The 7,191-nt window shown below is 30.6% G+C and carries 5 protein-coding genes and 1 pseudogene; 3 read left to right on the top strand and 3 right to left on the bottom strand.

The features are described 5' to 3' along the window. Positions 1–348: 348 nt before the first annotated feature. The 3 genes and pseudogenes from ES044_RS19540 to ES044_RS14730 all read right to left on the bottom strand — a co-directional run. Positions 349–705 (bottom strand): annotated as a pseudogene (locus tag ES044_RS19540) (DUF1287 domain-containing protein); the annotation flags it as partial. A 303-nt stretch (positions 706–1,008) separates the two neighbouring features. Beyond that, on the bottom strand, positions 1,009–1,677 hold the full coding sequence (locus ES044_RS14735) for a tetratricopeptide repeat protein (RefSeq protein ID WP_147120053.1): 669 nt from the start codon (positions 1,675–1,677) through the stop codon (positions 1,009–1,011). A gap of 44 nt (positions 1,678–1,721) precedes the next feature. Further along, complete coding sequence (locus tag ES044_RS14730) at positions 1,722–3,269, bottom strand: response regulator (protein WP_147120052.1); 1,548 nt, start codon at positions 3,267–3,269, stop codon at positions 1,722–1,724. Positions 3,270–3,447: 178 nt separating this feature from the next. Here ES044_RS14730 and ES044_RS14725 point away from each other — a divergent pair, with 178 nt between their 5' ends. From ES044_RS14725 to ES044_RS14715, 3 genes are read left to right on the top strand one after another with little or no spacing between them, the layout of a single operon-like run. Then, positions 3,448–4,716: an HD domain-containing protein gene (locus tag ES044_RS14725; protein ID WP_223269221.1), complete on the top strand. Its 1,269-nt coding sequence runs from the start codon at positions 3,448–3,450 to the stop codon at positions 4,714–4,716. Positions 4,717–4,761: 45 nt separating this feature from the next. Beyond that, the gene (gene lpxD, locus ES044_RS14720) at positions 4,762–5,790 is read left to right on the top strand and encodes a UDP-3-O-(3-hydroxymyristoyl)glucosamine N-acyltransferase (protein ID WP_147120051.1); all 1,029 of its coding nucleotides are present in this window, start codon (positions 4,762–4,764) and stop codon (positions 5,788–5,790) included. Between the two features lie 6 nt (positions 5,791–5,796). After that, entirely contained in the window at positions 5,797–7,188 is a 1,392-nt protein-coding gene (locus ES044_RS14715; RefSeq protein ID WP_147120050.1) for a bifunctional UDP-3-O-[3-hydroxymyristoyl] N-acetylglucosamine deacetylase/3-hydroxyacyl-ACP dehydratase, read from the top strand. Positions 7,189–7,191: the final 3 nt, after the last annotated feature.

Genomic DNA, 7,191 nt, shown 5'->3' with positions numbered 1-7,191 from the left:
GAATAGCTTTTAGTTTATCGGCATGTTTTCTTTGTTTACAATTACGGTGTAATTGTTTAATTGTAATTTTCTCTTCTTGTGATAATTTTATAGTCATACATCTGAATATCAACAATATAAAGATACTAAATATTACTCAAAATAACAAAAATATAGTGCTTAAATAACTGAAAAACAGTAATTTAATATCAATAATTAGACCATGAAATTTTATGTTCCCGAAAACCTAAATGTATTGAGTATATAGTTGTATGATTATAACTTTAAATTCATTGTCATACTTTTTTACCATAAGTCAAATATAAAATTAGTAACCTCATAAAAATCGTCACATCAAAGGTAGACACTCTAAACTCTTGTTTCCCTGCCTGCCGGCAGGTGGTGTCTTTTAGCGAAGCGATCTTCAGTCTTTTTAATGGACACTAGTGAACTAAAAACTATTCTAATATTGCAATGTCCAATAATTTTAAAGCTACATAAGCAATCTTTTATAACCTGACTTGCCCCAATGATATCTACAACAAGCAATCTTTGCTTGTCTTTAGACTTTTTATGAAGTACAATGCGTATTTGAGTTATCGCTCCGCCTAAACTCCAATAAAAAATATCTTCTGCAACATACTCTTTTGTATTTTTAGTAATGGGTTTAGCAGTACCTATTCTAGAGAAAAAAGTCGTTAAATTTGGCAGTCTTCTGTGATCTCTATTTTTAGCAGTTTTTTATAATCCCTAAATGTTAGGATAGGTATTAAAGTTATTTTGCAAGTCTTCATACACCTCTTTTTATAAATCAATGCCTAACATTTTATAAGCTTTAATATTTACATCTTTTCAAACACCTTTTCATTTTGGGATATATTCAATAGCCTACTTGATAGAAAAATAACTAGGGTCATAGATCACCTTATATTCAGTTAACGCAAGAGCAGCTGTGTTTAATTTGTTTTCTTACGCCTTAAATATAAATAAATATGCACCCTAAAATAACTTTTCTCATTCCGAATTTAATTATTTACAATACCGCTTTTTAATTTCTAAAGCCATCTTACTACCTAAAGAGATAGCGTTGTTTAACCTTATACAAGCTTTTTTATTTCTATTTAACTTTAACAAAGAAGAAGCAAGCATAAATTCTGATTCTTTGGTAATTTCATTATTTTCAATAGTTGAAAAATCTTTAAATGCAAATGAGTACTCTTTTAAATCGTAAAAAGTTAAACCTCTATTGTAGTGTATCTGACTTTTTGAAACATAAAAAGGAGCCATTTCTGTTAAAAAAGTTCTTTTTAAAGGAATATTTTTATGTTGATGATACGTGTTGTTCTGTATGGATTGTTCGGCTTTGTTGTAATAGTAAATCGCTTTTTTATCATCGTTTAAATCGCGATAGTTGTTGGCTATATTAAAAAACGAAAGTGTGTTTAAAGAGTCTAAATTTATTGCTTTTCTATAATCTTCAATGGCTTCTCTATTTTTATGTAAAGCAGATTTACTCGTTCCGCGTTGCACATAAGCACCCACAAAGTTTGGGTTTACGTCCAACACTTTATCGAGTATTTTAATAGCTTCTTTATATTGTTCTTTTTCAATTAGGATTACTGCTTGCTCAAAAAACTCATTTTCTTGACTAGATAAAATTTGAGTTGTTAATAAAAGCAGAAGAATTAGTTTTTTCATAGCACTTTTTTTTCTTCACTTTAGTGTAATTCGGTTGTTTTTTTTTATTTCGGACTGTAAACCGCGCAGGGAATAATTACTTCTTCTAAAGAAATACCTCCATGTTGATAGGTGTTTTTAAAATATTTCACAAAATGATTAAAGTTGTTTGGGTAGGCGAAAAACAAATCTTCTTTTGCGAAAATAAACGGACTATTCATGGCAACTGTTGGTAAAAAAATGTCTTTTGGATTTCTTACGGCATACACATCTTTCTCTTCATAGCTTAAACTTCTACCCGTTTTGTATCGTAAATTAGAACTGATATTTTTATCACCAACTACTTTTGATGGGTTTTTACAGTTGATAGTACCATGATCTGTGGTAATAATTAATTTTTGACCCAATAGTTGCGCTTTTTGTATAATTTCAAATAACGGAGAGTTCTTAAACCAACTTAAAGTAAGACTTCTATAGGCTTTATCATCACCAGCTAATTCTTTAATTACTTCCATTTCTGTTTTAGAATGAGAAAGTGTGTCCACAAAATTATAAACCAATGCCGTTAAATCATTTTGTTTTGTACCATTAAAATTATCAGCTAATTCTTTGCCACTTTTAAGCGAGGTAATTTTATAATATTCATGTTTAATATCTAACCCTAAACGTTTTATTTGGGCTGATAAAAAATCATTTTCAAATAAGTTCATGCCACCTTCGTCGGTATCATTTTTCCAAAAATTTGGATGACGTTTCTCCATTTCAGAGGGCATCAACCCAGAAAAAATAGCGTTTCTAGCGTATTGAGTTGCTGTCGGTAGAATAGAAAAATAAGAATATTCTTGCTCTTTCTTGTAGTGTTTGTTGATAAAAGGTTCTAAAATTCTGTACTGATCGTACCGTAAATTATCAATCACAATCCATAAAACACCTTGTTTTTTGCTTAATTGTGGCACTACGTAATCTTTAAACAATGTATGAGAAAAAGTAGGTTTGTCATAAGAGGTTAAAAAATCTTCATAATTTTTTTTGATGAATTTAAAAAACTGGGAATTTGCTTCTTGCTTTTGACTTTCTAAAATACCTAACATTCCGGGGTCACTAATGTTTTCTAGTTCTAATTCCCAATGAATTAGTTTTTTGTAAAGTTCAATCCATTCTTCATAAGAATTTACCATGGCCAAATCCATCGTTATTTTTCTAAATTCCTGCTGATAACTAGAAGTTGTTTTTTCTGAAATTAATCTAGAATGATCTAAATTCTTTTTCAAACTCAATAAAATCTGACTAGGATTTACAGGTTTTATCAAATAATCTGCAATTTTAGAACCAATTGCTTCTTCCATAATATACTCTTCCTCACTTTTTGTGATCATGACAACGGGTAAATTTGCTTGTTTTTGTTTTATCTCTGCAAGCGTGTCTAAACCTGTTAATCCCGGCATATTTTCATCTAAAAAAACGATATCAAAATTTTCTTCATCAACTAAATCAATGGCATCAGCACCATTTGTGCATGTAGTAACTTTATAATTTTTACGTTCTAAAAAAAGAATGTGAGGTTTTAATAGTTCTATTTCATCATCAACCCATAAAATTTGTATGCTGCTCATAGTTCGTTTTTAAATTTTAATAAATAATGTTAAAAGTACAGTTTTGTTACACTTTTTGTTTCTTTAATATGATAAAGTATTGCCAATTTCGCTTTAGCTTTGCATTCTACCGTTTTATTTTTAAGAATAGTGCAACAGCTCTTTTAAGAATAATCTAGAAGTATAAATAATTGAATTTATGGCATTACATTGTAAATTGCCATCGATTGATAAAAAACATCTTTTGAAAAAAAAAATACCCAATAAACTTAAAATTTTAAATGATCCTATTTATGGGTTTATACAAATTCCGAATTCTTTAATTTTTGATATCATTGAGCATCCTTATTTTCAACGATTAAGAAGAATTGCACAAATGGGTTTTTCTAACCTGGTGTATCCAGGAGCAAACCATACCCGTTTTCATCATGCTTTAGGCTGTATTCACTTAATGCAAAAAGCGGTTAGAGTTTTACGTTTTAAACAAATAAAAATTTCTAAAGAAGAAGAAAATGCTTTGTGTATTGCTATTTTATTGCATGATATTGGTCACGGAGCTTTTTCTCATGCATTAGAGCATAGTATTGTTAGTGATATTTCTCATGAAGAAATTTCACTAAAATTTATGAAAAAGTTAAACAAAGAGTTTGACGGAAAATTAACATTGGCCATCGATATTTTTCAAAGAAAACATCCTCGTAAATTTTTAGGTCAATTAATTTCGAGTCAATTAGACATTGATCGGCTTGATTATTTAAGACGAGATAGTTTTTATACAGGGGTTACAGAGGGTAATATTTCATCAGATAGATTAATTGTAATGATGAATGTGAAAGATGATGAATTGGTCATTGAACAAAAAGGTATTTATTCTGTAGAGAAGTTTTTAGTAGCCAGAAGGTTAATGTATTGGCAAGTATATTTGCACAAAACGGGTTTAGTTGCAGAAAATATGCTGGTAAATGTATTAAAAAGAGCCAAAGAACTAGCTGAAAGAGGAGTCGAGTTGTTTGCAAGTACTGCTCTACACTATTTTTTATACAATCAAATAAATAAAGAAAACTTTACAGATAAAACTTTAGAAATGTTTTCTAAACTAGATGATTATGATGTTTTATCTGCCATAAAAGAATGGACGAATCATGATGATAAAGTGCTTTCTTTATTATCTCAAATGATTGTTGATAGAAAATTATTGCGCGTAGAAATTCAGAAAGATGCCTTCGATGAAGGTCAAATTTCAAGAAAGAGAGAGAAGTTTTCTAAACGATTAGAGATTTCTAAAAAAGATATAAAGTACCTTGTTTTTTCTCAAGAAATTAAAAACCAAGCGTATACTTCAAATGAGCCTATTTTTATTTTAAATAAAAAAGGGAGAATAAAGGATATTGCGAAGGCTTCTGATCAATTAAACCTGCAAGCATTAACAAAACCTGTCGTAAAACATTTTATTTGCTATCCAAAGTAAAATGAGATTAGCCAAATACCTTTAATTTTTATACTTTTGCGTTTGATGAAATTTACAGCACAAAAAATAGCAGATATTTTAGAAGGAGAAGTAGTCGGTAATCCTGATGAAAAAGTTTCGAAACTTTCTAAAATAGAAGAGGGAGAAAAAGGTTCACTAACCTTTTTATCAAACCCAAAATACAATCCATTTTTATATACAACAAAAGCTTCTGTTGTTATTGTAGATAAAAGTATTCGGTTAGAAAAAGAAATTCAAACAACACTAATAAAAGTAGACAATGCCTACCAGTCTTTTTCAAAGTTACTTGCTTTTTATAGCGGAGTAAAAAATGATAAAACAGGTAGAGAGTCTCCGCATTTTATTTCAGATACTGCAAAGGTTGGTCTTAATGAATATGTAGGAGCATTTTCTTATATCGGAGAAAATGTAATTATTGGCGATAATGTTAAAATATATCCTCATGCTTATATTGGTGATAATGTCGTTATCGGTGATAATAGTATTATTTTTTCTGGCGTAAAGATCTATTCAGAAACACAAATTGGCAATCATTGTACCATACATTCAGGCTGCATTATAGGTTCTGACGGATTTGGTTTTGCACCCAATGAAAAAGGAGAATTTACAGCGGTACCACAAATAGGAAATGTTATCGTAGAAGATTACGTAGATATTGGTTCGGGTTCTACAATAGACAGAGCTACGCTAGGATCTACAATTATAAGAAGAGGTGTTAAGCTCGATAATCAAATACAAATTGCCCACAATGTAGAAATTGGCGAAAATACGGTAATTGCTGCCCAAACGGGTATTGCAGGATCTACCAAAATAGGTAAAAACTGTATGATTGGCGGTCAAGTAGGGATTGCAGGCCATCTTAAAATGGGCGATAACGTTAAAGTTTTGGCGCAAGCTGGCATCTCTAAAAATATAAAAGATAATGCCATTATCAACGGAACGCCTGCATTTAAAGTGCAAGACTTTAATAAAAGTTACGTTCTTTTTAAAAATTTACCAAATATTGTAGCAAAATTTAATCAATTAGAAAAAAGAGTTGATGCCTCAAAATAAAATAGTATGAGTAAGAAACAAAAAACAATACAAAAAGAAATTACATTATCGGGTGTGGGTTTGCATACGGGTAATGCCGTTTCCATGACTTTAAAACCTGCTCCTGTAAATCATGGTTTTGCTTTTAGTAGAATAGATTTAGAGGGTTCACCAACCATAGAGGCAAAAGCAGAGTATGTAGTAACAACTCAAAGAGGTACTAATCTAGAGAAAAATGGCGTTAAAATTCAGACTTCAGAGCATGTTTTAGCCGCTGCAGTTGGTTTAGATATTGATAATTTATTGATAGAAATTAACGCTTCTGAACCTCCGATTATGGACGGTTCCTCGAAGTATTTTATAGAAGCTTTAGAGAAAGCTGGTATTCAAGAACAAGATGCTTATATTGAAGAGTATATTGTAAAAGAAATTATTTCTTATAAAGATGACGTTTCAGGTAGTGAAATTATCTTAATGCCTTCAGATGAATATCAGGTAACTACCATGGTAGATTTTGGAACTAAAATTTTAGGAACTCAAAATGCTACTTTATGTAAAATGGCAGACTTTAAAGAAGAAATTGCAGATGCAAGAACTTTTAGCTTTTTACATGAAATTGAAATGTTATTAGAAAACGATTTGATAAAAGGAGGAGACTTAAACAATGCAATTGTTTATGTTGATAAAGAATTATCAGAAAGTACAATGCAAAAATTAAAAAAAGCATTTAAGAAAGATCATATTTCTATAAAGCCAAACGGTATTTTAGATAACCTTACGTTGCATTGGGCAAACGAGGCTGCACGTCATAAACTATTAGATGTTATTGGCGATTTAGCTTTAGTAGGTACAAGAATTAGAGGAAAGGTAATTGCGAACAAACCCGGTCATTTAATAAACACACAGTTTGCAAAGAAACTTGCAAAAATTATAAAGGCAGAAAAGAGAAACTATGTTCCTCAATACGATTTAAATTTACCTCCTTTATTAGATATTCATCAAATTATGGATATTTTGCCTCACAGACCACCTTTTTTATTGGTTGATAGGGTTATAGAGCTTTCAGATAGGCACGTTGTTGGTATGAAAAACGTAACAATGAACGAAGGTTTTTTTGTTGGTCATTTTCCTGGCGCACCTGTAATGCCTGGTGTTTTACAAGTAGAAGCCATGGCACAGTGTGGTGGTATTTTAGTGTTAAGCACAGTTCCTGATCCAGAAAATTATTTAACATATTTCATGAAAATGGATAATGTAAAGTTCAAGCAAAAAGTATTGCCTGGAGACACCTTGATTTTTAAAGCAGAATTAATCACACCAATAAGAAGAGGTATTTGTCATATGCGGGCGTATGCGTATGCAAACGGCAAATTAGTTGCAGAAGCAGAATTAATGGCACAAATTGCCAGAAAAAAATAAAAT

The sequence above is a fragment of the Polaribacter sp. IC066 genome (genome assembly GCF_007997085.1).
Taxonomy (GTDB): domain Bacteria; phylum Bacteroidota; class Bacteroidia; order Flavobacteriales; family Flavobacteriaceae; genus Polaribacter.
This window is presented reverse-complemented; position numbering and strand designations above follow the sequence as displayed.